The 23,729-nt window shown below is 67.8% G+C and carries 19 protein-coding genes; 10 read left to right on the top strand and 9 right to left on the bottom strand.

What is annotated here, in order from left to right:
- The first annotated feature begins 288 nt into the window (after positions 1–288).
- Positions 289–1,392 carry an acyltransferase gene (locus tag HL653_RS13030; protein WP_171744892.1) on the top strand — a complete coding sequence of 368 codons (1,104 nt, stop codon included), beginning with the start codon at positions 289–291 and terminating at the stop codon, positions 1,390–1,392.
- 36 nt (positions 1,393–1,428) lie between these two features.
- Here HL653_RS13030 and HL653_RS13025 read toward each other — a convergent pair whose 3' ends face one another.
- The 5 genes from HL653_RS13025 to HL653_RS13005 all read right to left on the bottom strand — a co-directional run bounded on the left by HL653_RS13025 (position 1,429) and on the right by HL653_RS13005 (position 5,542).
- Positions 1,429–2,307 carry a copper resistance protein B gene (locus HL653_RS13025; protein WP_171744891.1) on the bottom strand — a complete coding sequence of 293 codons (879 nt, stop codon included), beginning with the start codon at positions 2,305–2,307 and terminating at the stop codon, positions 1,429–1,431.
- Positions 2,304–4,034, bottom strand: a complete 1,731-nt coding sequence (locus HL653_RS13020) for a copper resistance system multicopper oxidase (RefSeq protein WP_171744890.1) — start codon at positions 4,032–4,034, stop codon at positions 2,304–2,306. Before HL653_RS13020 ends, HL653_RS13025 begins: the two co-directional genes overlap by 4 nt.
- A gap of 229 nt (positions 4,035–4,263) precedes the next feature.
- Positions 4,264–4,830: an RNA polymerase sigma factor gene (locus HL653_RS13015; protein ID WP_171744889.1), complete on the bottom strand. Its 567-nt coding sequence runs from the start codon at positions 4,828–4,830 to the stop codon at positions 4,264–4,266.
- Positions 4,827–5,264 carry a periplasmic heavy metal sensor gene (locus HL653_RS13010; RefSeq protein ID WP_171744888.1) on the bottom strand — a complete coding sequence of 146 codons (438 nt, stop codon included), beginning with the start codon at positions 5,262–5,264 and terminating at the stop codon, positions 4,827–4,829. Before HL653_RS13010 ends, HL653_RS13015 begins: the two co-directional genes overlap by 4 nt.
- On the bottom strand, positions 5,264–5,542 hold the full coding sequence (locus HL653_RS13005) for a hypothetical protein (RefSeq protein WP_171744887.1): 279 nt from the start codon (positions 5,540–5,542) through the stop codon (positions 5,264–5,266). Before HL653_RS13005 ends, HL653_RS13010 begins: the two co-directional genes overlap by 1 nt.
- A 129-nt stretch (positions 5,543–5,671) precedes the next feature.
- On the opposite strand from HL653_RS13005, the gene HL653_RS13000 reads away from it, so the two are divergent.
- Positions 5,672–6,064 (top strand): copper resistance protein CopC, encoded by a 393-nt coding sequence (locus tag HL653_RS13000; protein ID WP_171744886.1) that lies wholly within the window; start codon positions 5,672–5,674, stop codon positions 6,062–6,064.
- Positions 6,065–6,238: 174 nt separating this feature from the next.
- The gene (locus HL653_RS12995) at positions 6,239–6,502 is read left to right on the top strand and encodes a hypothetical protein (RefSeq protein ID WP_253716831.1); all 264 of its coding nucleotides are present in this window, start codon (positions 6,239–6,241) and stop codon (positions 6,500–6,502) included.
- A gap of 56 nt (positions 6,503–6,558) precedes the next feature.
- Here the strand turns inward: HL653_RS12995 and HL653_RS12990 are convergent, their stop codons facing one another.
- The 3 genes from HL653_RS12990 to HL653_RS12980 are packed head-to-tail and all read right to left on the bottom strand — an operon-like array spanning position 6,559 to position 10,165.
- A complete protein-coding gene (locus HL653_RS12990) occupies positions 6,559–7,092 on the bottom strand; it encodes a molybdenum cofactor guanylyltransferase (RefSeq protein ID WP_171744885.1) in 534 nt (177 codons plus the stop codon).
- Positions 7,092–7,901: a formate dehydrogenase accessory sulfurtransferase FdhD gene (gene fdhD / locus HL653_RS12985; RefSeq protein ID WP_171744884.1), complete on the bottom strand. Its 810-nt coding sequence runs from the start codon at positions 7,899–7,901 to the stop codon at positions 7,092–7,094. Before fdhD ends, HL653_RS12990 begins: the two co-directional genes overlap by 1 nt.
- Entirely contained in the window at positions 7,901–10,165 is a 2,265-nt protein-coding gene (locus tag HL653_RS12980) for an FdhF/YdeP family oxidoreductase (RefSeq protein WP_171744883.1), read from the bottom strand. Before HL653_RS12980 ends, fdhD begins: the two co-directional genes overlap by 1 nt.
- A 152-nt stretch (positions 10,166–10,317) precedes the next feature.
- Between HL653_RS12980 and HL653_RS12975 the strand changes: the two genes are divergently transcribed.
- The 7 genes from HL653_RS12975 to HL653_RS12945 all read left to right on the top strand — a co-directional run bounded on the left by HL653_RS12975 (position 10,318) and on the right by HL653_RS12945 (position 21,870).
- Positions 10,318–11,520: a glycosyltransferase family 2 protein gene (locus tag HL653_RS12975; RefSeq protein WP_253716829.1), complete on the top strand. Its 1,203-nt coding sequence runs from the start codon at positions 10,318–10,320 to the stop codon at positions 11,518–11,520.
- 278 nt (positions 11,521–11,798) lie between these two features.
- Positions 11,799–12,317 (top strand): sigma-70 family RNA polymerase sigma factor, encoded by a 519-nt coding sequence (locus HL653_RS12970; protein WP_171744882.1) that lies wholly within the window; start codon positions 11,799–11,801, stop codon positions 12,315–12,317.
- A gap of 36 nt (positions 12,318–12,353) precedes the next feature.
- The gene (locus HL653_RS12965; RefSeq protein WP_171744881.1) at positions 12,354–13,292 is read left to right on the top strand and encodes a FecR domain-containing protein; all 939 of its coding nucleotides are present in this window, start codon (positions 12,354–12,356) and stop codon (positions 13,290–13,292) included.
- The gene (locus HL653_RS12960; RefSeq protein ID WP_253716827.1) at positions 13,289–15,712 is read left to right on the top strand and encodes a TonB-dependent receptor; all 2,424 of its coding nucleotides are present in this window, start codon (positions 13,289–13,291) and stop codon (positions 15,710–15,712) included. The genes HL653_RS12965 and HL653_RS12960 overlap by 4 nt, the downstream gene beginning before the upstream one ends.
- Before the next feature lie 134 nt (positions 15,713–15,846).
- The gene (locus tag HL653_RS12955) at positions 15,847–19,074 is read left to right on the top strand and encodes an autotransporter domain-containing protein (protein WP_171744880.1); all 3,228 of its coding nucleotides are present in this window, start codon (positions 15,847–15,849) and stop codon (positions 19,072–19,074) included.
- A gap of 137 nt (positions 19,075–19,211) precedes the next feature.
- Entirely contained in the window at positions 19,212–20,513 is a 1,302-nt protein-coding gene (locus tag HL653_RS12950; protein WP_253716825.1) for an MFS transporter, read from the top strand.
- 52 nt (positions 20,514–20,565) lie between these two features.
- On the top strand, positions 20,566–21,870 hold the full coding sequence (locus HL653_RS12945; RefSeq protein ID WP_171744879.1) for a DUF2252 family protein: 1,305 nt from the start codon (positions 20,566–20,568) through the stop codon (positions 21,868–21,870).
- Between the two features lie 54 nt (positions 21,871–21,924).
- Here HL653_RS12945 and HL653_RS12940 read toward each other — a convergent pair whose 3' ends face one another.
- On the bottom strand, positions 21,925–23,556 hold the full coding sequence (locus HL653_RS12940) for a Na+/H+ antiporter (protein WP_171744878.1): 1,632 nt from the start codon (positions 23,554–23,556) through the stop codon (positions 21,925–21,927).
- Positions 23,557–23,729: the final 173 nt, after the last annotated feature.

Below are 23,729 nucleotides of genomic sequence, written 5' to 3'. Positions count from 1 at the left end.
GTCCAGGTTCGCATCTGCGACGATTTCCGAGGGCGGCCCGGCGCTTCGTTCCTGATGCGATCTTGATGCATCGGTAATGCGTGGCCTTCCCCAGCAAGCCCGGCAAACGCTGGTTTGCGCAGCCCCCCCCTCTCCGCCACAGATTTCCGGGGGCCAGCGCCCGGCCGCCGGGATTGCCCCTAAGGGCCGATGCGGGCAACATGGGATCGATTGCGGCGCTTTCGAAGCGCCCTTGGGACGGATTGGGAGGGGCGTGCCATGGGTGTCGAGGAAAGTCTGCGAGCGGATTTGCAAACCCGAAAAGCCGGCGCCCGCATCCTTCAACTGGATACGCTGCGCGGCACCGCCGTCCTGCTGGTGTTTCTCCACCACTGCCTGAAATCCTATTCGAACGGCATGGGCGACGATCCCATCTTCGCGGAAGTGATCGATTTCGGGCGGATCGGGGTCGTCATCTTCTTTCTCATCAGCGGATTTGTGATCGCCCGAGCGATCCGGACTCCCACGATCGAGGGCATCCGGCTGTTCTGGATCCACCGTCTTTTCCGTTTGTATCCGGCCTATTGGCTCGCATTGGCCGTCGCCTCTGTGATCGCCATCACAAAAATACCCGACATATCGAACATGGCGAATCATCTGCACGCCCAACAGATCGCCGCCAACGCCACCATGTTCCAAAATCTGCTCGGATATAACGATGCGATCGGCGTATTCTGGACTTTGCAGATCGAGATCATCTTCTATCTCATGATAAGCGCGATCTACAAAGTCGCGTACAAGAACAGCCATGCCTACATGGCGATGGCATTCTTTCTCTTTTTCTCAAGCCTCGCCTATGCGGCGATCATGACGGTTACGCATCACGCCGCCTCGCTTTCGGAGGACAAGGTCTTCCTGGGCCTGCTCCACCTGTCGATCATGTTCGCCGGAGCGCGAACCCGGCAATATTGGGATTCCAGAGAGGGGCGGCAAACCGGCTTCATCGGAAGCATGCCGCTGGATCTGAAGGCCTTCTTTGCCGCCATCCTGGCCTTCCTCGCAGCCTATACGATCCTGAAGGCGAGGGCCGGGCTCGATGTGCATTCCGTCCGCGCCCTCGGATCCTATTCGCTCGCCTTCGTCCTGTTCTTTGGCGGCCTTCAGTATCTTGGCCACTCCCGCACCGGCAAATTCTTCGGCGACATCAGCTACAGTTTCTATCTGTTTCACATGCCGGTCCTCGCCCTGTGCTATTATGGCATGCGCCAGTCCGGGCTCGCCTATCTTCCGGAGCCGCTCTTCGTCATTCTGACGCTGGCGGCCTCCACCGCAGTGGCTTTTTCCAGCTTCAAGCTCGTGGAAGTGCCCTGCAATCGCTTCGCGCATCGGTTTCGCCTCGCGCATCGCCCCTAGGCGTGCACGATCCGGGCGGGCGTCGCTGACTTTGCCTCAGAAGAAGCTGGCGATGCCGACCAGCAGATAGGTGCCGCGCGCTTTCTCCCCCGCCTGCTCGGCGAAGCGACGCGTGCGGCCCACCCTCGTTTCATAGCCCACGCCCACATAAGGCGCGAATTCGGGGACGATCGTGTAACGCAGCCGCAGGTCGGCCTTCACGTCGCTCAGGCCCCGGCCGATGCCGCTGCGGCGCACGTCCTGCGCGGCCGCTTCCAGTTCGATCCGGGGCTGCAGGATCGCATATTGGGTCAGGCGCTGGTCGTAGGAGGCCTCCACCCGCCCCAGCAGATCGCCCCGCGTCGACAGGAACAAGGCCGCCTCGACATCGAACCAGTAAGGCGCCAGTCCTTCCACGGCGACGGTCGCATAGGTCCGCTTCGCGCCGCGCCCCACATCCTGCCGCACACCGGCCTGCAGATCCCAATAGGCGTCGATCGGCCGCGAGGCGAGAAGCTGGACCTCCGCCTCGTCCGGGGCGCGGCCGCGCTCGGCCTCGCCTTCCGTCTTGAACACGGCGCGCCGAACATCGCTGCCATACCAGGCCTCGCCATTCCAGCGGAAGGACTCGCGCCCCTTGCCCTGCCGCCATTCCGCGATCGGCAGCGAGACGAGCGAATAGGTGCCGCCGCCATGCTCGCGCCGGAGCAGATCGCGCGCCGCCGCCATCGCGGCGGGATCGTAGGTGCGATCGGCATAGTGATCGGCGGGAGCCTTCGGCGGCGGCGCATCGCCCACCGGCACCTCGGCCGGCTGCGATGGCGTGGCCGCCCGTTCAGAGGCGGGCGCGGTCACCGGCATCGGCATGTCCATCGCGTGATGATCATGCGCCTGCGGATCGGCGGCGAGCGCTGCGGCGAGGAGCAGAGCGATCACGCGCTCGCCTCGCCGGCAGATTCAGGGGCCGGATCGGGCCGCACGCCCACCACCTGAAACATGCCGGCATGCATGTGGAGCAACATGTGGCAGTGGAATGCCCAGTCGCCCACCGCATTCGCGGTCAGATCGAACGTCACCTTGCCGCCGGGCAGCACCGCCACCGTATGTTTGCGCGGAGCATGATCGCCCTTGCCCGTCACCAGCTCGAAGAAATGGCCGTGCAGGTGGATAGGGTGCGTCATCATCGTATCGTTGACGAGCGTGACGCGCACCCGCTCGTTTTCTCGAAACGGGATCGGCGCGGTCACGGCGCTGAAGGCCTTCCCGTCGAACGCCCACATATAGCGTTCCATATTGCCGGTGAGGTGGATCTCCATCGATCGCGAGGGCGCGCGCGCATCCGGATTGGGGACGAGCGCGACGAGATCCTGATAGGCGAGCACCTTGTGGTCGAGCCCGATCAGCCCCTGCCCCGGATCGCCGGTGCGATCGGCCGGCATCGGGGCGATCGTCTGGACGCCGGGGTTGAGCGGCACGGACGGCGCGTTGCGTTGGTCGCGCATCGCCATCGACATGCCACCCATGTCCCCCATCTCCTTCATGGACATGCCGCCCATATCCATGCCCATGTCGCGCATCGTGGCGAGCGGGCGGCGGCGACGCGGGGGCAGCGGGGCGACCATCCCGGCACGCGGCGCCAGCGTCGCCCGCGCGATGCCGGAGCGGTCGACCGCCTCCGCCACCAGCGCATAGGCCTTGTCCTCGTCGGGCGTGACGATCACGTCATAGGTTTCGGCATTGGCGATCTGCAATTCGTCGACCGTGACGGGGCGCACGGGCTGGCCATCGGCCGCCACCACCGTCACCTTCAGGCCCGGCAGGCGCACGTTGAACACCGTCATCGCCGCCGCATTGATGATGCGCAGCCGCACCCGCTCGCCGGGCCGGAACAGGCCGGTCCAGGTGTCGGCCGGGCCATGGCCGTTGACGAGGAAGGTGTAGGTGGAGCCGGTCACGTCCGAAATGTCGGTCGGGTCCATCCGCATCCGCCCCCAGTCGAGCCGATCCTTTGCGGGCTGGTCCCGCCCCGAGGCCAATCCGGCCAGTGTCTGCTTCTGGCGGTTGAAATAGCCGCTCTGCTGCTTCAGCTTCATCAGCAGCCTGTGCGGGTGGAGGAAGCTCCAGTCGGACAGCAGGATCACATGCTCGCGATCGGACGCGATCGGATCGGGGCCCTTGGGATCGATGATCAGCGGGCCGAACAGCCCGATCTGCTCCTGCAGGCCGGAATGGCTGTGATACCAATAGGTGCCGGACTGGATCAGCGGGAAGCGATAGGTGAAGCGCTCGCCCGGCCTGATGCCCGGAAAGCTCACGCCGGGCACGCCGTCAAATTCCGGCGGCACCAGCAGACCGTGCCAGTGGACCGAGGTGTCCTCGTCCAGCCGGTTGTCGATCGTCAGGCGGACATCGTCGCCCTCGCGCAGCCGGATCAGCGGACCCGGCACGGTGCCGTTGAGCATCGTCGCATGGCCATGCCGCCCGTCGATCGCCCAGCTGCCATGCTCGGCGCGCAGCAGGATATCGGTCCCGGTCAGCGTGTCGGGCGCGGCCTGCACGCCATGCGCGAACGACGACGCCCAGAACGGCAGGAGCCCCGCCGCGCCGAGGGCACCTACGGCACCCGCCCCGTGGCGCAGAAGATCGCGCCGCCTGATCGTCATCTTGCTTCTCCGCCTCGATGGGGTTCGAGGGCCCATTGTTCACGGGGAAGATACGCACCGCAGCCGGCCGGCCCTCAATGGCTGGCGATAAACGTCTCGATGTCGGCCAACCTTCCGTTCGTGCCGAGCGAAGTCGAAGCACGCGCATCACGCGCGATGTCCGCAGCACGTTCTTCGACTTCGCTCAGAACGAACGGAGAGAGGGGTGAAGCGCTTTTCGCAGCGCCCGCTACCCGCCAAGAATTTCGGACAGGCGGGCGCGGGCGCGGCGGATGCGGAGTTCCACCGCTTTCTCGCTGATGCCCAGCACCCCCGCCGCCTCGCGCTGGCTCAATTCGTCGAGCGTACAGAGCGTCAGCGGTTCGCGCAGCGATGCCGGCAACGACGCGATCGCCGCCATCGTCCGCTGCAGCGTATCGCGCGCGACCAGAACCCCCTCCGTGTCGGGCTGCGGGTCCGGCAGGCTCGCAGCCTCCCCGATCGGCAGCGCGAAGGCGAACAGCCGTCGCACCATCCGACGGCGCGCGGCGTCGCGACATTTGTTGAGCGCGATCCGGCTGAGCCAGGGGCGGAACGGCAGCGCGGGATCATACCGGCCGAGTGCCGCGAAGGCCGAGGCGAACGCTTCCTGCACGAGGTCCAGCGCCTCCTGCTCGTCGCGGACCTGCGCGCGGATCAACCGATAGAGCGGAGCCCGGTGGCGCGCGAAGAGCCCGGAAAAGCCGGCCGGCTCGCCCCGCAGCGCGGCAGCGATGAAGGATGCGTCGTCCTCGTCCGACGACGGGGACGAGGTCACCTCAGCCCGGTCGTGAGCGTCTGCGAGACCAACTGGTCATAGCGCGCGGCCTGATCGGGCCGAAGCACGCGGCGCATGGCGAAGACGTGCGCGATCGTCTCCTTCTGCAGATCGCCCATGATCCGGTGCGATCGGTCGACCGCCCCCAGTACGGCAGGGCCATTGCCGTGCTCGCGCTGGATCGCCTCGGCCAACACGCCGTTCTGCGCGCGCATCGCCGCCTCCAGCATGGCGCGGCGGCGATGATAGCTCTGTTCCAGCCCGGCGATCGTCGCCTGCTGATCGTCGCTCAGGTCCAGCCGGCGATGGACGATCTCGTGCAGATCATCGCGCGGTGCGGGCGCAGCAGGCAGCAGCATGCGCCCCAAGGCGACGCCCGCCAGCGCCGCCGCGAAAGCGATCAGCGCGACCGCCACCAGCGCCCGCCAGCGCATCAGCCCCGGCCTGCCAGCAAGGTGGAGGGCGCATAGGCCAGTCCCGGATCGAAAGCGCGCGACGGAGCGGATGCGGCGGGCAGCATTCCCCCGAAGAGGCCGACGGACAGCGCGAACAGCGCGACGGCAATGCCGCTACCGACGACGGCGGCCTGCCGCCGCCCGTCGCGGATTTCGCCCATCCGCGCCAGGATCGCATCGTCCATCGCGTGCAGGCGCAACGGCACGGGCGCGTGCGCCGCTTCCTCCAGCCGGGCCGAGACCGGATCATCGATCATCCGCAACATCCTTTCCTGCCTCGGTACGCAGCCACCGCCCGCGCCCCTCATCACCGCGAAGGAATTTCCGCCGGCGAGGGCCGCGATGACGGCCCGCGTATCGCCTAGGTTCGATTGCTGGAGTTCGTCATGCGGAAAATTCTGATGCCTGCCGCCATTCTGTCCCTGTTCGTCGCCGGACCGGCGATCGGCCAGCCCAGCCTGACAGGCTCGAACCCCAGCGCCGGCAGCACCACGCCGCGCACGGATCGCCTGCGGCTTCTCTTCAGCGAGCCGATCGACGCCAGGGCCTCGACCGTTCAACTCGTCATGACCGACATGCCGGGCATGCCGCATCACGGCGCGATGCGAATGGCGGCGATCGACGTGAAGCCCGGCAAGGATGGGAGATCGCTGGACATCGGCGCCAAGGCGCCCTTCCCGGCCGGCACCTATCGTCTGGACTGGACCATCGCGAGCAAGGCCGATCGCAGTCGGGCAAGCGGACAACTGACCTTCTCGCTGGAAACGGTCCCAAAATGATCTTGCCCGAGAAGACGACCGAAGAGTTTCCGGTCTTTTCATCTTTCGGGATCACCATGATGGCTTGTCGCGTCGTCGCACCTCGCAATTGACGCAAATGGATCAAGGCTCCTGCTCCTCGGCTCCGTCCTGCAACCGGGCGATTCATCTGCGCGCCCGCATGAAGGAGTTTGCATGAACAGGTTGATCCTTGCCGTGGCCGTCCTCTCGACAACAACGGCAACCATCGCGATCGCGGCTCCCAAGACGATGGAGCCCGCGAACAAGAATGCTCCTGATTATGTTCGTTGCGTCAAGCTTCAGGCGACTGGCTCTCTCGTCAGCCGCCAAAAGGAATGCCACACCAATGCCGAGTGGAAGGCGATTTCGGAGGCCGGCAATCGCGCGGTCCGCGAAGCGCCCACCCCGACGGCCAGCGGCGGCTACACTCCTCAATAATCCTGCGTCGGGAGCGGGCGCCGACCGATCGGCGCCCGCTCCCCAAAGCGTCCACCCTACCGTCTCAATCCCGCGCGGCGCGTCGACAACCGTTCCAGATCGGCGGGTGTGTTCACATTATCGATGTCGTCGTCCGCTGAAATCGGCAGGCTTCCGATCCGGCGCGCCCATCGCGCCACCGATCGCTCCTCCCCTTCCAGATGCCGGTCGAGTTGATCCGCGAAGCTTGCATCCCAGCGCGCGACGACGGGCAAGCTCCGGAGAAAGGCTTGCGATGGCGCATCCGCCAGTCGTCGCATCGTACCGGACGGTAATATGGGCACGTCGCAAGGCACCGTGAGAACGGCCTCGAACCCCCGATCCCGTGCATGATGCAGGGCCGCATTGATGCCCCCCAGCGGGCCCAGATCGGGATGCGGCCGATCGGCGATGCCACCGGGCCGCCCGCAGACGACGATGTGATCGACATGCCCGGCCATACAGTCGTGGGCCCAGTCGATCAGGCGGCGCCCCTCCAGCATCGCCTCGGCCTTGTCCGATCCGAAGCGCGACGATCGGCCGCCGGCGAGGATCGCGCCCAGAATCCGCATCAGGGATCGAACGCCAGCAACGCGTCCGCCCGCACCAGCGCGCGCAGGCGCAATCCGGCGGCAGAGGCGCGATCGACCGCCAGCGCCGTGGGGGCCGAAATGGCGGCCAGCATCGGGCATCGGGCGAGCACCGCTTTCTCCACCATCTCGTAGGAGCAGCGCGACGAGACCAGCGCGAAGCCGCCGTCCCAATCCTGCTCCGCGCGCAGCATCGCGCCAATCAGTTTGTCGAACGCATTGTGACGGCCGACATCCTCCCGCACGAGCAGGATCTCGCCATTCGCCGAGCAGGCCGCCGCCGCATGGACCGCTCCGGTCGTGCGGTTGAGTAGCTGATGATCGCCCAGCGCCGCCAAAGCGCGGAAGCAGGCGCTGTCTTCGGCAGCGGAGACGGTGCCCACCTGGGGCAGCGGCCGGAGCGCCTGCTCGAGATTTTCGATGCCGCACAGGCCGCAGGACGAATCCGTCGCCCGGTGTCGCACCCGGTCGAGGATGCGCTCCGCGACATCGTGCCGCAGCGAGACGCGAACGACGAAACCCGCGCCAGCCGGATGCACATCGACATCCAGCACCTGGTCGGCCACGTCCACGAGCCGCTCGGAAAGGCTGAACCCGACCGCCAGATCCTCCAGATCGGCCGGCGTCGCCATCAGAACGGCATAACCGATCCCCTGATATTCCAGCGCGATCGGCACCTCGGCCGCGATCTCGCGCTCGATCTCCACCGCCTGTCCGTCGGCCGCGATCCGGGTGAAGCGGATGCTGCGATGGGCCTGGGGCGAAAGCGGGGCGATCGTGTCGGCCGGCATCACGCCGCCCGTCGGACCATCACCGGGATCGATTTGTAGGCGGGCGTGCCGCTGGCCTTGTCGTGATTGTCCAGCGGGACGAGGCAGTTCGCCTCCGGATAATAAGCCGCGACCGATCCCCGCGCGATCGTGTGCGCCACGGCGGTCTGGCCCGCGAGGATCCGGTCCCCCGCGATCACATCCACGCGGTCGCCATGGGCAAGGCCCAGATCGCGCAGATCGTCCCCGTTCAGGAAGACGACGTCGCGGCGCCCGGTGATGCCCCGATAGCGATCGTTCAGCCCGTAGATCGTGGTGTTGTACTGATCGTGGCTGCGGATCGTGGTCAGCAGATAGGGGTGGTCTTCCCGCTCCACGCCGAGCGGAATGTTCGCGACGAGGAGATGCGCCTTCCCGTCCGCCGTATCCCATTGCCGCTGCGAGGCGCCGACGCGCAGGCGGAAGCCGCCCTTCACGCGTACCCGTTCGTTGAAATCGTAGAAATCGGGGAAGACCTCCTCGATCTTGTCGCGAATGCGATCATAATCGGCGACGAGATCGTCCCAGCCCACGACCGTCTTCGGCAGGCTGGCCTTGGCGAGCCCCGCGACGATCGCCGGCTCGGAGCGGAGCGTCTCCGCCACCGGCTGCAGCATCCCGCGCGAGGCGTGGACCATCGACATCGAATCCTCGACCGTCACGGACTGCAACCCGCCCGCCTGCACGTCGATCTCGGTGCGGCCGAGGCAGGGCAGGATCAGGCTTTCCTTCGCGGTCAGCAGGCAGGTGCGGTTGAGCTTCGTGCAGATCTGGACGTTCAGGTCCAGATTGCGGAAGGCGGCGAAGGTCGTCTGCGGATCGCTGATCGCCACCGCCAGATTGCCGCCGAGGCCGATGAACGCCTTGGCCGTGCCGTCGCGCATCGCGGCGATCGCCTCCACCGCATTGTGGCCGTGCGCGCGCGGGCTGGTGATACCGAAGGCGAGATCCAGCCGCTTCAGGAACGCCTCGCCCGGAATTTCCGTGATGCCGACGGTGCGATCACCCTGCACGTTCGAATGGCCGCGCACCGGGCAGATGCCCGCGCCCTCGCGCCCGAAATTGCCGCGCAGCAGAAGCAGGTTCGCCAGTTGCTGGACGGTCTCCGTACCATGCCGATGCTGGGTGATGCCCATGCCATAGCAGATGATCACGCGCTTCGCGGTCGAGTAAACGCGCGTCATGCCTTCGATCGCGTCCTGCGTCAGGCCCGAGACGCGGCAGATATCGTCCCAGTCCGTGCCCTCGATATCGGCGCGCAAGGCGTCGATGCCGGTGGTGTGGACGCGGATGAACTCGCGATCCAGCAGGCCTTCGCCGCCATTCGCCAGATCGGCCGCATCCGCCTCCAGCAGCGCCTTGATCATGCCCTTCACGAGCGCGAGATCGCCGCCGACCTTCACCAGATGATAGGCAGACGAGATCGGGGTGGCGCCGAACGTGGCCATTTCCACCGGCGCCTGCGGATCCTGGAACCGCTCCAGCCCGCGCTCGCGCATCGGATTGATCGCGATGATCGGCACGCCCCGGCGCGACACTTCGCGCAGCGTGCCCAGCATGCGCGGATGGTTGGTGCCGGGATTGTGGCCGAAGCTGAAGACCGCGTCCGTCTCCTCGAAATCCTCGAGCAAAACGGTGCCCTTGCCGACACCGATCGACTGGGGGAGGCCGACGCTGGTCGCCTCGTGGCACATGTTCGAGCAATCGGGGAAATTGTTGGTCCCATATTCGCGGGCGTAGAGCTGGTAGAGGAACGCTGCCTCGTTGGAGGCGCGGCCGGACGTGTAGAATTCCACCGCATTCGGATCGGCGATCGCGCGCAGCACGGCGCCGGCATGCTCGAACGCGTTGTCCCATTCCACGGGCACGAAGTGGTCGGTCGCGGGATCGTAGCGGAGCGGGTGGGTGAGGCGCCCCGCTTCCTCCAGCGCATAATCGGACCAGCCCCACAGTTCGGACACGCTGTGGCGCGCGAAGAAATCGGGATCGACGCGCTTCTGGGTCGCTTCCCAGGTGACGGCCTTGGCGCCATTCTCGCAGAATTCGAACGAGGAGGTGTGCTTGGGATCGGGCCAGGCGCAGCCGGGGCAGTCGAAGCCCTCGGGCTGGTTCATACTGAGCAGCGCGCGCGTATTGGTGCTGGCGCCCATTTCGGCGCGCACGGCCTTCGCCACCGCGCGCAAGGCGCCCCATCCGCCTGCCGGCCCCGGATAAGGCTTGATCCCTTCGGTCGGCTTTTCCGTCATGTCTCACCTTGCGCAGTCGGCGACAGCAAGGTTCCCACATCCTCGCTTTCCGATCGGATGGGAAGACCCCGCGCCGTTCGAGCGCACCAAGGCGCTCGGCCCAGGCCTCCGTCTCATCGACATCCACGCGGCTTCCCAATCTCGGATGGCGAATGACGACACTCTCGATCCACGGCGGGCAGATGCGCGCCAGCGACCTTCTCTCTCCCCTTCCGCCGCTGCGGGAGAGGATCGCGAGGCCCGTCCCGGCAGCGCCCTCCCACGCCCCCGTCGAACTGGCGGTGATCGTGCCCACCTTCAACGAGAAGGCCAATCTGGCGACGCTGCTGGCGCGTGTGGACGCGGCGCTGCGCGGGATCCGCTGGGAGATGATCGTCGTCGATGATGACTCGCCGGACGGCACGGCCGAGCATGCCCGCACGCTCCACGCCCGCGATCCGCGCATCCGCGTGATCCGGCGCATCGGCCGTCGCGGCCTCGCCTCGGCCAGCCTCGAAGGGATGCTGGCCTCCAGCGCGCCGTTCGTCGCGGTGATGGATGCGGATCTCCAGCATGACCCCGCTCTGCTGGCGCAGATGCTCCGGGTGCTGCGCGGCGGCGAGACCGATCTCGTCGTCGGCAGCCGCCATGTCGAAGGCGGATCGCTGGGCGACTGGGCACGATCGCGCGTGACGACCAGCCGCGTCGCCACCTGGCTCGCGCGCTCGGTGGCGGGGGTCGAGCTGTCCGATCCGATGAGCGGCTTCTTCGCGCTCCGCCGCGAGGTGATCGATCGCTGCGCGCCCGATCTGTCCGCGATCGGCTTCAAGGTGATGCTCGATATCGTGCTGACCGCCGGCCCCTCGCTCCGCATCCGCGAACTGCCGCTGCTTTTCTCCCTGCGCGAGAATGGCGAGAGCAAGCTCTCTCCGCGCGTCGCCTGGGATTATGTGATGATGCTGGCGGACAAGATGATCGGCCATGCGATCCCGGTCCGCATCCTCTCCTTCGCCGCCGTCGGCACGGTCGGCCTGCTCGTGCATCTGACGGTGCTGAGCCTGTTGTTCGGGCTTTCGGGGATCGCCTTCCTGCCCGCGCACATCGCCGCCACGCTCACCGCGATCACCAGCAATTATGCGATCAACAATCTGCTGACCTATCCGGATCGGCAAAGGCGTGGCTGGGGCTGGCCGATCGGGCTCGCCTCCTTCGCGCTGGTCTGCACGATCGGCGCGATCGCCAACGTGTTCGTCGCCACCCGCCTGCTCGACCACGGCCTGCCGTGGGAGCTGGCGGCCGTCGCCGGCATCCTCGTCGGCATGGTCTGGAATTACGGTGCCTCGGCCCGCACCACCTGGAGCGCGAGCGCGGCGTGAAGGCCGTTTGAAAATGCGCGGCAGAGCGCATTTCGAGGCGGCATCGGCCCGCTCCCCCACCCGGCCTCCCAACGGCAGTATCTTATGGGAGGCCGTCGGGTTCCCAGCAGAGTATTACTTTGCTGGGGCCGATGCGTGGGGGAGCGGGCCGATGCCGCCATGCGCCGACAGGCGCATTCGCAAACAGGCTCAAGCGCCCGATCACATCCTTTGGACTGGCCAAGCGCCTTGTGACAGGGTAGCGGCGCCCACCTGCTGGAGCGACATGATCGACACACATGACGACAGCCGGCCTTGAAGCCGTCTTCCTGGCGAATCGCGACAAGCTCGTGCGTTTCCTGATCGCCCACGGCGCGGGAGACGCGGCGGAGGACCTGCTGCATGAATTGTGGATCCGGCTGTCGTCGGCCCCGGCCGGCGGCCCGATCGCGTCGCCCCTCTCCTATCTCTATCGCGCGGCCAACAATCTGATGGTCGATCGCCACCGCTCGATCCGGCAGGCGGCGCTGCGCGATCAGGACTGGAGCGAGACGGTGGGCGAAAGCGTTCCCGGCCGATCAGACGCGCCCTCGGGCGAACGCATCCTGATCGCGCGCGAGGCGCTCGATATCGCGCAGGCGGCGCTGGCCACCATCCCGCCGCGCGCCGCCGCCATCTTCCGCCGCCACCGCGTCGACGGCATCGGCCAGCGCGCGATCGCAAACGAGATGGGGGTCAGCATCAGCACCGTCGAGAGCGATCTGCGCGCCGCCTATCGCGCGCTCGTCGAGGCCCGGAGGCGCATCGATGAGGCGTGACGCGAGCGATTCCGTCCTCTCGGGCAGGAGGCGGTGATGACGCAGAGTTCAAGCCCGATCGAAACTGCCGCGCTCGACTGGGTCGTGCGGCTGGGCGATCCGGCGTTCGAGGATTGGGAGACGTTCGCCGCCTGGCTGGAGAGCGATCCCCGCCATGCCGAGGCCTATCATGCGCTGGAGGCCGACGCCGCCGACATGGCGACGATCATCCCCGCGCCCGTGCTTACGCCGGTGCACGAGATCGCGCCGCCCGCACGCCGCCCGGCCCGTCGCGCCGGCTGGATGATGGGCGCCGTCGCCGCCTCGGTGGCGGCCCTGGTCGGCTATCAGGCGATCCGCCCGCACAGCGATCCCTACGTGATCCAGACGGCGCCGGGCGAGACGCGGCAGGTCGATCTGGGCGACGGCAGCCATGTCGCGCTCAACGGCGATACCAAGCTCACGCTCGACCATGCCGATCCGCGCATCGCCAGCCTCGATCGGGGCGAGGCCTACTTCTCGATCCGCCACGATGAGGCGCACCCGTTCCGCGTGTCGGCCGGTGACAAGGAGTTGCTCGACGTCGGCACCGCCTTCGACGTGACGCACGAGGATGGCCGGTTGCGTGTCGGCGTGTCCGAAGGCGCGGTGATGTTCGATCCCGATCATGCCAGGACGCGGCTCGACAAGGGCCGCGCGCTGGAGTTTGACGAGCGCGGCGGCGTGGTTCGCCTGTCCGCCGTCGCGCCCGATAGCGTCGGCGGCTGGCGCCAGGGCTCGCTCGATTATGTCGGTGCGCCGCTGCGGCAGGTTGCGGCCGATCTCTCGCGCCAACTGGGCGTGCGCATCACCGTCGCCCCGGCGCTTCTCACACGCCCCTTCCAGGGAACGATCGCACTGGATGGCCTGAAGGAGGATCCGTCGCGGCTGGCGCCCCTGCTCGACGCGCAGGTGCGCCGCGCCGGGGACGCCTGGGAGATCGCACCGCTGCCGTGAGCCTGTGGCGCCCCCTGCTGCCGCTGCTTCCCCTGCTGGCATGGCCCGCGACGGCCGCCTCCCCGGCCCTCGATCTGCCGGCGGGGCGGCTGGGCGATGTCGTGCGCGCGCTCGGCCGCGCGACGCAGACCAGCATCAGCGTCGAGGATCCGGCGCTGTGGAGCCGCCCCGTCCCCGCCCTTCGCGGAAAGATGAGCGCCCGTGCCGCGCTGCGCCGGCTGGCCGAAGCCGCCGGCGCGGAGATGCGCCCGGCCGGACCGAACGGCTATCGCCTGCTGGCGAAGGCACCACCCCGTCCTCGCGCCGTGGTGGCCGCCGCCCCTCATCATATCGCGCGCGCGCCCGTCCAGCCGGCGCCGCAGGACGATATCATCATCACCGCCAGCAAGCGCGACGTGCGCCTGTCCGATCTGGCCGGCCAGGTCAGCCTGCTCGACGGCGCGGACCTGTCGTTCGGCGGCCCCGGCGGCACCGACGCGATCCTCTCCCGCCTGTCGAGCGTCTCGTCCACCCATCTCGGCGCGGGCCGCAACAAGCTCTTCATCCGCGGCATCGCCGATTCCAGCTTCACCGGGCCGACACAGTCGACCGTCGGCCAATATATCGGCGATCTGCGCCTCACCTATAATGCGCCCGATCCCGATCTGCGCCTGTACGACGTGGCCTCGGTCGAGGTGCTGGAAGGGCCGCAGGGCACGCTCTACGGCGCCGGATCGCTGGGCGGCATCATCCGCCTGACGCCCACGGCGCCCGCCCTGGGGCAGGCCGGCGGATCGATCGCGGCGGGCGTCGCCACCACTGCGCACGGCGATCCCAGCGGCGATCTCTCGGCCATGCTGAACCTGCCGGTGGTGCGCGATCGGGCGGCGCTGCGGATCGTCGGCTACGGCATCAGCGAGGGCGGCTATATCGACAATCCCCTCCGCGACGAGAAGGACATCAACCGCACGCGCACGATCGGCGGCCGCGCCACGCTGCGCCTGGAGGCCGGCGATGGCTGGACGATCGATCTGGGCGGAGTCGGCCAGCGCACGCGCGGCGACGACAGCCAATATGCCGATCGCAACGCCACCCGCCTCACGCGCTCCAGCGCGATCGCGCAGGGCTTCTTCGCCTCCTACGCGATGGGCTCGGTCGTGGTGTCGAAGGATTGGGGCGGCCTGCGTTTCCGCTCCTCGAACGGCATCGCCAGCCAGCATCTGCGCGAACGCTACGATGCCGGCGTCCCGGCCGGATATGTCCTTCCCGGCACGGGCGTGGATGTGCTGCCCTTCGCCGCCGGCGCCGTGCTTTCGAAGGGCGAGGAGCGCGTCTTCATCCAGCAGAACCAGACGCGCCTGCTCGCCAGCGAGAGCCGCCTGTGGCGTCCGCTCGCGGGCGGCTTCGGCTGGGTGATCGGCACCAGCCTCACCAGCAACCGCACGGAGCAGCAGCGCGCGATCGGCCCGGACGGATCGATCCTGCCCGCGACGGGCGTGGTCAACCGCGCCGACGAATATACGCTCTATGGCGAGGCCAGCGTCGCGCCGGTGCGCGGGCTGATCCTCACGGGCGGCGGCCGGATCAGCCATGCCCGCCTCTCGGGCGCGGCCGTGGACGTGCCGCCCATCTTCGCCCTGCGCGCGACGGCCGAGGGCGATCGGCACGCCACCACCGTCCTGCCCTCCGCCTCGGCCGTGGCGACGCTGCTGCCCCGGCTCAGCGCGTTCGTGCGCTATCAGGAAGGCTTCCGGCCCGGCGGTCTCGCGGTGGAAAGCAATTTCGTCCGCCGCTTCGATGGCGATCATGTCGCCACGCTGGAAAGCGGGCTGCGCTTCGGCCAGCCGCGCCGCGACCGCTTCGATCTCACCGCCAGCGTCTCGCACACGCGCTGGGACGATATCCAGGCGGATTTCATCGACGCCACCGGCCTGCCCAGCACCGCCAATATCGGTGACGGCCGCATCTGGACGGCCAGCTTCGCCGCCGGCTGGAAACCGATCGAGGCGCTGCGGCTGGATATCGGCGCCACCTTCAACGACAGCAGCGTGCGCGAGCCGGTCGAGCCGATCATGCGGACGGCGCTCGCCCGGATGAGCCGCGTGCCCAATGTGGCGCGCTACGCGGGCCGCATCGGCCTCGATTATGTCCGGCCGGTCGATGGCGACCTGACGCTCCGGATCAACGGCTGGGCGCGCTATGTCGGCAAGTCGCGGCTGGGCATCGGTCCGATGCTGGGCGAGGCGCAGGGCGATTATCTGGATACGGCGCTGACGATGCGGCTCGGCCGCCCGCGCCTCGGCGCCACGCTGTCCGTCACCAACATCGCCGATCAGGTCGGCAATCGCTTCGCGCTCGGCACGCCCTTCGCGGTCGGGCAAGGCCAGATCACGCCGCTGCGCCCGCGCACCATCCGCCTGGGCCTCGACGCCAGCTTCTGAAAAGCTGGATCCGATACGGTTTCACAATCCAGACATAACAAACCAGATCGGATCTCCAAGGCAGCCCACGCACGGCTCCGTCCTGTGGTCGAAAGGCGCGATCGAAGCGCCGCTTGGACCACAAAGGGATTGTGATGCGCCGTCACCTGCTTGCCTCCGTCTGCCTGCCCGCAGCCGCCCTCGCCGCCCTGCCGCTTCAGGCCGAAACCCTCGTCGAGGCGAAGCGCACCGATGCCACGCGCACCTCCACCATCAAGAGCGGCGCGGCGGACGACCTCCGCATCACCAGCGCCGGCACGATCAACCCCGCGTCCGGTACGGCGGTGACGATCGACAGCGCCAACAAGGTGACCAACGAGGGCACGATCCAGATCACCAACGCCGATGGCGCGATCGGCGTACTGGCCGATGCGGGCGCGAGCGGCGGCATCGTCAACACCGGCAAGATCATCCTCGACGAAACCTATGAGCCGACCGACACCGACAAGGACGGCGATCTCGATGGTCCCCTCGCCTCCGGCACCAACCGCACCGGCATCCGCACGGCCGGAGCCTATACCGGCCCGATCACGAACAGCGGCACCATCACGATCGAGGGCAATGATAGCGCGGCCATCTGGCTCGGCGGCCCGCTCACCGGCAATCTCACGCAGGACGGCGCGATCTCGGTGATCGGCGACCGGTCGGTCGGCGTGCGGATCGACTCCGTCGCCGGCAATGTCCGCTTGGCCGGCACGATCAACGCGCAGGGCGAAGGCGCCGGTGCCGCGCGGATCGACGGGAACATTGCGGGCGCCCTCGTCGTCCAGGGGTCGCTCGCCAGCACCGGCTACCGCACCGTCACCGTGCCGTCCGACACCAGCAAGCTGGACGCGGACGATCTGCTGCAGGGCGGTCCCACGCTGGCCGTGGCGGGCGATGTCTCGGGCGGCATCATCTTCGCCGTGCCGCCCAAGGACACCAGCCCCACCGACAATGACGAGGACAAGGACGGAATCGACGACAGCAAGGAGGGCTCGGCCAGCGTCACCTCCTACGGCGCCGCACCCGCCGTCCAGATCGGCGCTGCCAGCCGAGACATCGCGATCGGCGCCGTCGCCGGCACGGGCACCGGCTTCGGCCTGATCGTCGACGGTGCGATTTCCGGCCAGGGCCTCTATTCGGGTGTGGACGCCACAGCGCTTTCGGTGGGCGGACTCGGCGGTGCCGTGACGATCGCGGGCGGCATCGGGGTGGCGGGCACGATCAACGCCACCTCGAACGGCGGCAACGCCACAGCGATCCGCATCGGCGGCGGCGCCACCACGCCGGAGATCCGCGTGTCGGGCAGCGTCTCCGCCACGGGCGGCAGCGCGGCCACGACGCGGACGGCGGCGATCCTGATCGACACCGGCGGCACCGTCGCCACGATCCGCAACAGCGGCGCGATCAAGGCGACGGCATCCGGCGCCGACGGCAATGCCGGCGCGATCCTCGATCGATCGGGCAACGTGCGCCTGATCGAGAATAGCGGCGCCATCTCCGCCACGGGCGCGCTCGCCACCTCGGATCGCAATGTCGCGATCGATCTCTCGGCCAACACGTCGGGCGTCACCGTGCGGCAGACGGCCGTGGCGGCGGGCATCGCCGCGCCCAGCATCGTCGGCGACATCCGCCTCGGCAGCGGCGACGACGTGCTGGATGTCGCGGACGGCAGCGTGAAGGGCAATGTCCGCTTCGGCGCGGGCACGAACCGCTTCGCTCTGTCCGGCGACGCCGTGTTCAACGGCACCGCCAGCTTCGGCGCGGGCAATGACAGCCTTACGCTCGCCGGCACCTCGGTCTTCACCGGCACGGCCGATTTCGGCGGTGGCGCCGATACGCTCACGATCGGCAGCACGGCCCGTTTCAGCGGCACGCTGCTGAACGCGCAGGGCCTCGCCGTCGCGGTGAACGGCGGCACGCTGGAGGCCGGACGCGGTACCGCGATCGGGTCGCTCGCGATCGGCAATGGCGGCACGCTGGCCGTCACGCTCGACAACAGCAGCGGCGGCCCCGCCTCGGTGATCCTGTCGAACATCGTGCAGGTGTCGGGCGACGCCTCGTTCGCGCAGGGCTCGAAGGTGTCGGTGAAGCTGGCGAGCGTCGCCAATGCCGAGGGCCGCTACACGATCCTGCGCGCGGGCACGCTGACGGGCGCCTCGAACCTGACGGCCACGACAGCCTTGCTGCCCTATATGTTCAAGGGTTCGCTCGCCACGGTCGGCACCACCGATCTCGCCGTCGACATCGTCCGCAAGTCGAGCGGCGAACTGGGCCTCAATCGTTCGCAGGCCTCGATCTATGACGCCGCCTATCAGGCGCTCGGCCAGGATCAGAAGCTCGGCGCCTCCTTCCTCAACATCACCGAGGGCGACACCTTTCGCAAATCCCTGCGCCAGATGCTCCCGGATCATGCCGGCGGCACGTTCGCGCTGGCGTCGCTGGGCTCGCGCGCCATGGGGCGCCTGCTCGCCGATCCGCGCGGCCCGTTCAAGGACGAGGGCCGCTGGGGCTATTGGATCAGCCAGATCGCGCTCAGCAGTTCGAAGAGCGTAGACGATACGGCCGGCTATTCGATCGACGGCTGGGGCCTCTCCTCCGGTGGCGAATACAAGACCGGCTTCGGCAATTTCGGCCTTTCGGTCGGCTATATCGCCGGGCGCGACAATGATCGCGGCACGGACAATGACGTCCACTCCAACCAGTGGGAACTCGCCACCTATTGGCGCGGCCACTGGGATGGCCTGCGCCTCTACGCCCGCGCCTCGGCCGCCCGGATCAATTTCAGCAGCACGCGCCGCTTCTCCGGCAATACCGGCACGGAGGGCGTCACCCGCGCCACCAAGGGCAAGTGGGATGGCGACATGGTCTCCGCCGCCGGCGGCGCGTCCTACGAGGTCGCGCTGGGATCCTTCTCGTTCCGCCCGATCGCGGCGGTCGATTATTATCGCCTGAAGGAGGACGGCCATAGCGAGACGGGCGGCGGTTCGGCCTTCGATCTCATCGCGGCCTCCCGCACCAGCGACGAACTCGCCGTCACCGGCAGCGTCGCCGCCGGCCTCGATTTCGGCGGCACCGATCAGGACAGCGGCTGGCTCCGCATCGAAGTGGAAGGCGGCCGCCGCCAGCTCGTCGGCGGTGCGCTCGGCGCCACCACCGCGCATTTCGCGGGCGGGCGGGACTTCACCCTCCTGCCGGAGGATCGCACCAGCGGCTGGGTGGGCAAGCTGCGCGCCACCGGCGGCAATTCGGTCTTCCGGATCGGCAGCGAGTTCAACGCCGAACAGCAGCAGGGCCGCGCCGCTCTGTCGCTGCGCGCCAACCTCCAGTTCGATCTGTAAGACCGGCGTGGACGCCGCGCCGGACGATATCCGGCGCGGCTGCGTGGCTTGGGTCCCGCCGCTTGTCGCGGCCACCGCGCTCGACGCGCCTCGCAGGCTTCGATACCCTGCGGCCATAAAAGGGCGGGAGCGGGCATTTGACAGGTTCTGAAGCGATCGACGCGGACCTCGGGAAGCAAACCCTCGCGAAGATCACCCGGCACCTGATGCCCATGCTCTGCGTGATGTATCTGATCGCCTATATCGATCGCCAGAACGTCTCATATGCGAAGCTGGAGATGGTGGACGCCCTCGGGCTTTCCGAAGCCGCCTACGGGCTGGGCGCCAGCCTCTTCTTCCTCGGCTATTTCCTGTTCGAGGCGCCCGCCAACATGATCCTGGCGAAGGTGGGCGCGCGGCTCTGGTTCGCCCGGATCATGGGCAGTTGGGGATTGGTGACGCTCGCTCTGGGCTTCACCCAGAATGCGGCGATGTTCTACATCCTGCGCTTTCTGCTCGGTGTCGCCGAGGCGGGCTTCTTTCCGGGCGTCCTCTACGTGCTGACGCTCTGGTATCCGCAGGCCAGACGGGCGCAGATGGTCGGCCTGTTCATGCTCGCCAGCGCCGTCGCCAATGCGGTGGGCGCGCTGATCGGCGGTGCGCTGCTCGGCCTCGACGGGCTGGCCGGGCTCGCGGGCTGGCAATGGGTGTTCATCGCCACCGCCATTCCGGCGATGCTGCTGGTCCCGCTGATCCTGACCAGACTGCCGGCCGGCCCCACCGAAGCCGCCTTCCTCGCCGAAGACGAGAAAAGGTGGCTGGCCGCCACGCTCGCTGGCGAGCCGAAGCCTCCCGCCGACGGGCCAGCCTGGCGCGCGCTGATCGATCCGCGCGTGCTGATGTTCGCGGCGCTCTACCTCGGCATGCCTCTGGGCGCTTACGGGCTGAGCTATTGGCTGCCGACGATCGTGAAAGGCTTCGGTGCGTCCAATCTCCAGAACGGCGCGATCAACATCCTGCCCTGGTTGTGCGTCGCCGTCGCCTTGTGGGCTGTGCCGCGCCATGCGGAGCGGCACGGCGCAAGCGTCTGGCACATCGCCGGCCCGCTGTTCTTGGCCGCGATCGCGCTGCTCGGCAGCGTGCTCCTGCCCGGCGTGGTGCTGAAATTCGGCTGCCTGTGCGTTGCCGCGGCGGCGATCCTGTCCGCGCAGCCCGTCTTCTGGAGCGTACCGCAGCGGCTGTTATCCGGCACGCACGCCGCCACCGGCCTGGCCGTGATCAACTCGATCGGAAATCTCGGAGGCTTCATCGCCCAGAATGCGGTGCCGGCGATCCATGACGCGACGGGAAGCAATCTCGCGCCGATGGCCGGCCTGTCGCTGGCCTTGCTGATCAGCGCGGTGGGGTGCCTGTTCGCGCTGAAGCCCTTGATGCCCGCCGCGCTCCCATCACCGCACTGACGTCCGCTGGCGATGCGTGGCACCGGAAGGTCGCGCATCGACAGAACCTGGCATGCGGCTCGGGCGCGCTTGTTTTCCCGCCATATCCCCCTTCGGAGCGCATGGCCCAGGCCGTGCGTTATGTTGCCAAACGGTTTCCACATCGGGGGCAAGCTTGGACATACCGAACGGCGGCGACGATCGCGAAACGAAGCTACTCGGCATACGCGCCCTGAAGATGGCGGCCTCGACCCACGCCTACGTGCGCGGCAACACGGCCCAATTCTATCGATGGCTCGCCCAATCGAAATTCGCCAAGGCTCTTCCGACAGGCCCCGCCGTCTGGATCTGCGGTGACTGCCATCTCGGCAATCTGGGCCCGATCGCGGACAGCGACGGCGATATCGAGATTCAGATCCGCGATCTGGATCAGACCGTGATCGGCAATCCCGTGCACGATTTGATCCGTCTGGGCCTGAGCCTCGCGACCGCCGCACGCGGCGCCAAGCTGCCGGGCGTCACGACCGCGCACATGATCGAGCAGATGGTCGAGGGTTATGATCATGCCCTTGCCCAGCGTCACGAAAGCGAGGATATCGAACCGAACGTCGTTCGCGCCGCGAAGCGCCGCGCCTGGGGGCGGCGATGGAAGCATCTGGCCGAGGAACGGATCGCGGACGTCACGCCGTCTATTCCGCTCGGCAAGAAATTCTGGCCGCTCGCGTCCGCCGAGCGAACCGCGATCGAGGCCCTGTTCGCGTCCGACCCGATCAAGTCGCTGATCCGGCAGCTCGATCGCCGCCACGCGCGCGATCGGGTGAAGCTGGTCGATGCGGCCTATTGGGTAAAGGGCTGCAGTTCGCTCGGCAACCTTCGATACGCCGCGCTCGTGGCCATCGGCGGCTCCAAGCGAAAGCCGGACGAATATGCTTTGTTCGACATCAAGGAGGCCGTCCCGTCCGTCGCGCCGGCCGCTCCGAAAGCGCGCATGCCGCGCGATAATGGCCTGCGCGTGGTAGCCGGGGCCGAAGCGCTGGCCCCTCATCTAGGATCGCGCATGAGCGCCGATCACGTGCTCGGCCGTCCGATCTTCGTCCGTGAATTGCTGCCGCAGGATCTCAAGATCGAACTCGATCAATTTTCAAGCGGCGAGGCGAAGAAGGCGGCGCGTCATCTGGCCTATATCGTCGGGCATGCCCACGCGCGGCAGATGGATCTCGCAACCCGCGGCTTCTGGCGGGCCGCCCTTGCCGAACGACGCGGCGGCACGATCGAGGCGCCGTCGTGGCTCTGGAACAGCGTGGTCGAACAGATCGGGCTGCACGAGGCAGCCTATCTGGAGCATTGCCGCCGCTTCGCGCTTTCGACAGCGGCGTGAGTTCGCTGTCGCACGCAAAGCGGATGGCGGACCGGCCATCCCCGCCTGCGGCCCTCAGCCGCGAAAACGTGCTTCCGACAGATCCAGCTCGCGCGTCAGCTTCTGGGCGGTCGCGCTGCCGATCTTCCGCGCCAGCGCCAGATCGCGGATCGCGATCCGCTCCGCCTTCACGCCGATGAGCCGATATTCACGCGCGAGCCGCTCCTCGATGCGCGAGGCGTCGGTCGGCTCCTGGCTGCGGCTCTCGATCCGCTCCCGATACAGATCCATGATCCGCGCGCCGGCCACCGCATAACGGTCGGCATTGCCATGATCCTCCGCCAGCTCATGCTGGCGCCTCTCGATGGCGCGGATCGCGGCTTCGGCGGCCGCAACGCGGGCGGCGTCTTCCTCGGCCTGCTTCGACGGTTCCGAGGGCATGGCCAGCCCCTTGAGGAGGGCGGGCAGCGCGATGCTCGCCAAGACGAGCGACACGATGATCACCCCGGCGGCGAGGAAGATCGCGAGGTCCCGCGCCGGAAACGGTGTTCCGTCGTCCAGCGCCAGCGGGAGCGTCAGGACGCCCGCCAGCGTGATCGCGCCACGTACCCCGGCGAATGACATGGCCGCGACCAGTCGCCAGTCCGGCGTCACCATGGCATCCCCGCGATACCGCTTGCGGTGGATCGTCAGCCGCAGCGACATCCAGACCCACACGAAGCGCAGGATCGCAAGGCCCGCGACGATCGCCGCGACATAGGCCGCCAGCCACCATGCCGAACCGTGCCCGGTGACGACCACCGTATGCTTCGCGCCGGCCAGAATGGCGGGCAATTGCTCGCCGAGCAGCACGAAGATGATGCCGTTCAGCGCGAACTGGATCGTATCCCACACCGAATTGCGGCGCATGCGCGTGACGGCCAGCGTCTGCCGGGAAATCTCCGCGAAGGTCATCGTCACGCCCGCGCCGACCGCCGCGAGAATGCCCGAGGCGTGGAGATGCTCGGCCAGCAGATAGGCGCCGAACGGGATCAGCAGGCTGACCAGGATCTGGGAGCCGGGATCCTCGCCCCAGCGCCGGTTGAACCAGGATTTCGCACCCGTCACGGCCAGCGTCACCGCGACACCGAGAACGAGGCCCGCGCCCGCGACCCACACGAAATTCAGCGCCGCCGCACCGGCCGAGAAGGTGCCGGTGAGCGAGGCGGCGACCGCGAAGCGCAGGCAGACGAGGCCCGACGCGTCGTTGAGGAGCGATTCCCCCTCGAGGATGTGCATCATGCGCTTCGGGATCGGCACCCGCGCCGCGATCGCCGAAACCGCGATCGGATCGGTCGGCGACACCACCGCCGCCAGCGCGAAGGCCACCGTGAGCGGCATGGCAGGGATCATCCAGTGGATGAAGACGCCCATGCCGACGACCGTGATCAGGACGAGGCCGAGCGCCAGTTCGACGACGGTCGGAATATCCTTGAGCAGTTCGTCCTTCGGAATGCGCCAGCCGTCGAGGAAGAGCAGCGGCGGCAGGAACAGCAGCAGAAACAGCTCGGGGTCCAGTTCCACGCGGTAGGAGGTGGACAGGCCGATCACCGCCCCGAGCAGGATCTGCACGAGCGGCGTCGGCAGCGAGATCGGCAACACTCTCGATATGCCCCCGCTGACGACGACAGCGAGCAGAAGGATGAGGACGACCGATACTGCTTCCAAAACGACACTCCGATTGATCGCCCCGAACGTAGCGAGCAAGTCCCGCCGCGCAACCGCCGGGCAACCGCCAGCAACGATTGGATGCGGATCGTACAAACGGGCCGGCCTTATAGGGTCGGCGGCCTATCCGGCCGGGCCGCCCCCTCCGCCGATCGTCCCGTGGCTCACGGCAA

The organism is Sphingomonas sp. AP4-R1, assembly GCF_013113735.1.
Classification (GTDB): domain Bacteria; phylum Pseudomonadota; class Alphaproteobacteria; order Sphingomonadales; family Sphingomonadaceae; genus Sphingomonas_I.
This window is presented reverse-complemented; position numbering and strand designations above follow the sequence as displayed.

Excerpts from the sequence above, each read along its gene's own strand:
- HL653_RS13020 (WP_171744890.1), bottom strand. The coding sequence starts at position 4,034 with ATGACGATCAGGCGGCGCGATCTTCTGCGCCACGGGGCGGGTGCCGTA.
- HL653_RS13010 (WP_171744888.1), bottom strand. The coding sequence starts at position 5,264 with ATGCGCTGGCGGGCGCTGGTGGCGGTCGCGCTGATCGCTTTCGCGGCG.
- HL653_RS13005 (WP_171744887.1), bottom strand. The coding sequence starts at position 5,542 with ATGATCGATGATCCGGTCTCGGCCCGGCTGGAGGAAGCGGCGCACGCG.
- HL653_RS13000 (WP_171744886.1), top strand. The coding sequence starts at position 5,672 with ATGCGGAAAATTCTGATGCCTGCCGCCATTCTGTCCCTGTTCGTCGCC.
- HL653_RS12995 (WP_253716831.1), top strand. The coding sequence starts at position 6,239 with ATGAACAGGTTGATCCTTGCCGTGGCCGTCCTCTCGACAACAACGGCA.
- HL653_RS12990 (WP_171744885.1), bottom strand. The coding sequence starts at position 7,092 with ATGCGGATTCTGGGCGCGATCCTCGCCGGCGGCCGATCGTCGCGCTTC.
- fdhD (WP_171744884.1), bottom strand. The coding sequence starts at position 7,901 with ATGCCGGCCGACACGATCGCCCCGCTTTCGCCCCAGGCCCATCGCAGC.
- HL653_RS12980 (WP_171744883.1), bottom strand. The coding sequence starts at position 10,165 with ATGACGGAAAAGCCGACCGAAGGGATCAAGCCTTATCCGGGGCCGGCA.
- HL653_RS12975 (WP_253716829.1), top strand. The coding sequence starts at position 10,318 with ATGACGACACTCTCGATCCACGGCGGGCAGATGCGCGCCAGCGACCTT.
- HL653_RS12970 (WP_171744882.1), top strand. The coding sequence starts at position 11,799 with ATGACGACAGCCGGCCTTGAAGCCGTCTTCCTGGCGAATCGCGACAAG.
- HL653_RS12965 (WP_171744881.1), top strand. The coding sequence starts at position 12,354 with ATGACGCAGAGTTCAAGCCCGATCGAAACTGCCGCGCTCGACTGGGTC.
- HL653_RS12955 (WP_171744880.1), top strand. The coding sequence starts at position 15,847 with ATGCGCCGTCACCTGCTTGCCTCCGTCTGCCTGCCCGCAGCCGCCCTC.
- HL653_RS12945 (WP_171744879.1), top strand. The coding sequence starts at position 20,566 with ATGCGGCTCGGGCGCGCTTGTTTTCCCGCCATATCCCCCTTCGGAGCG.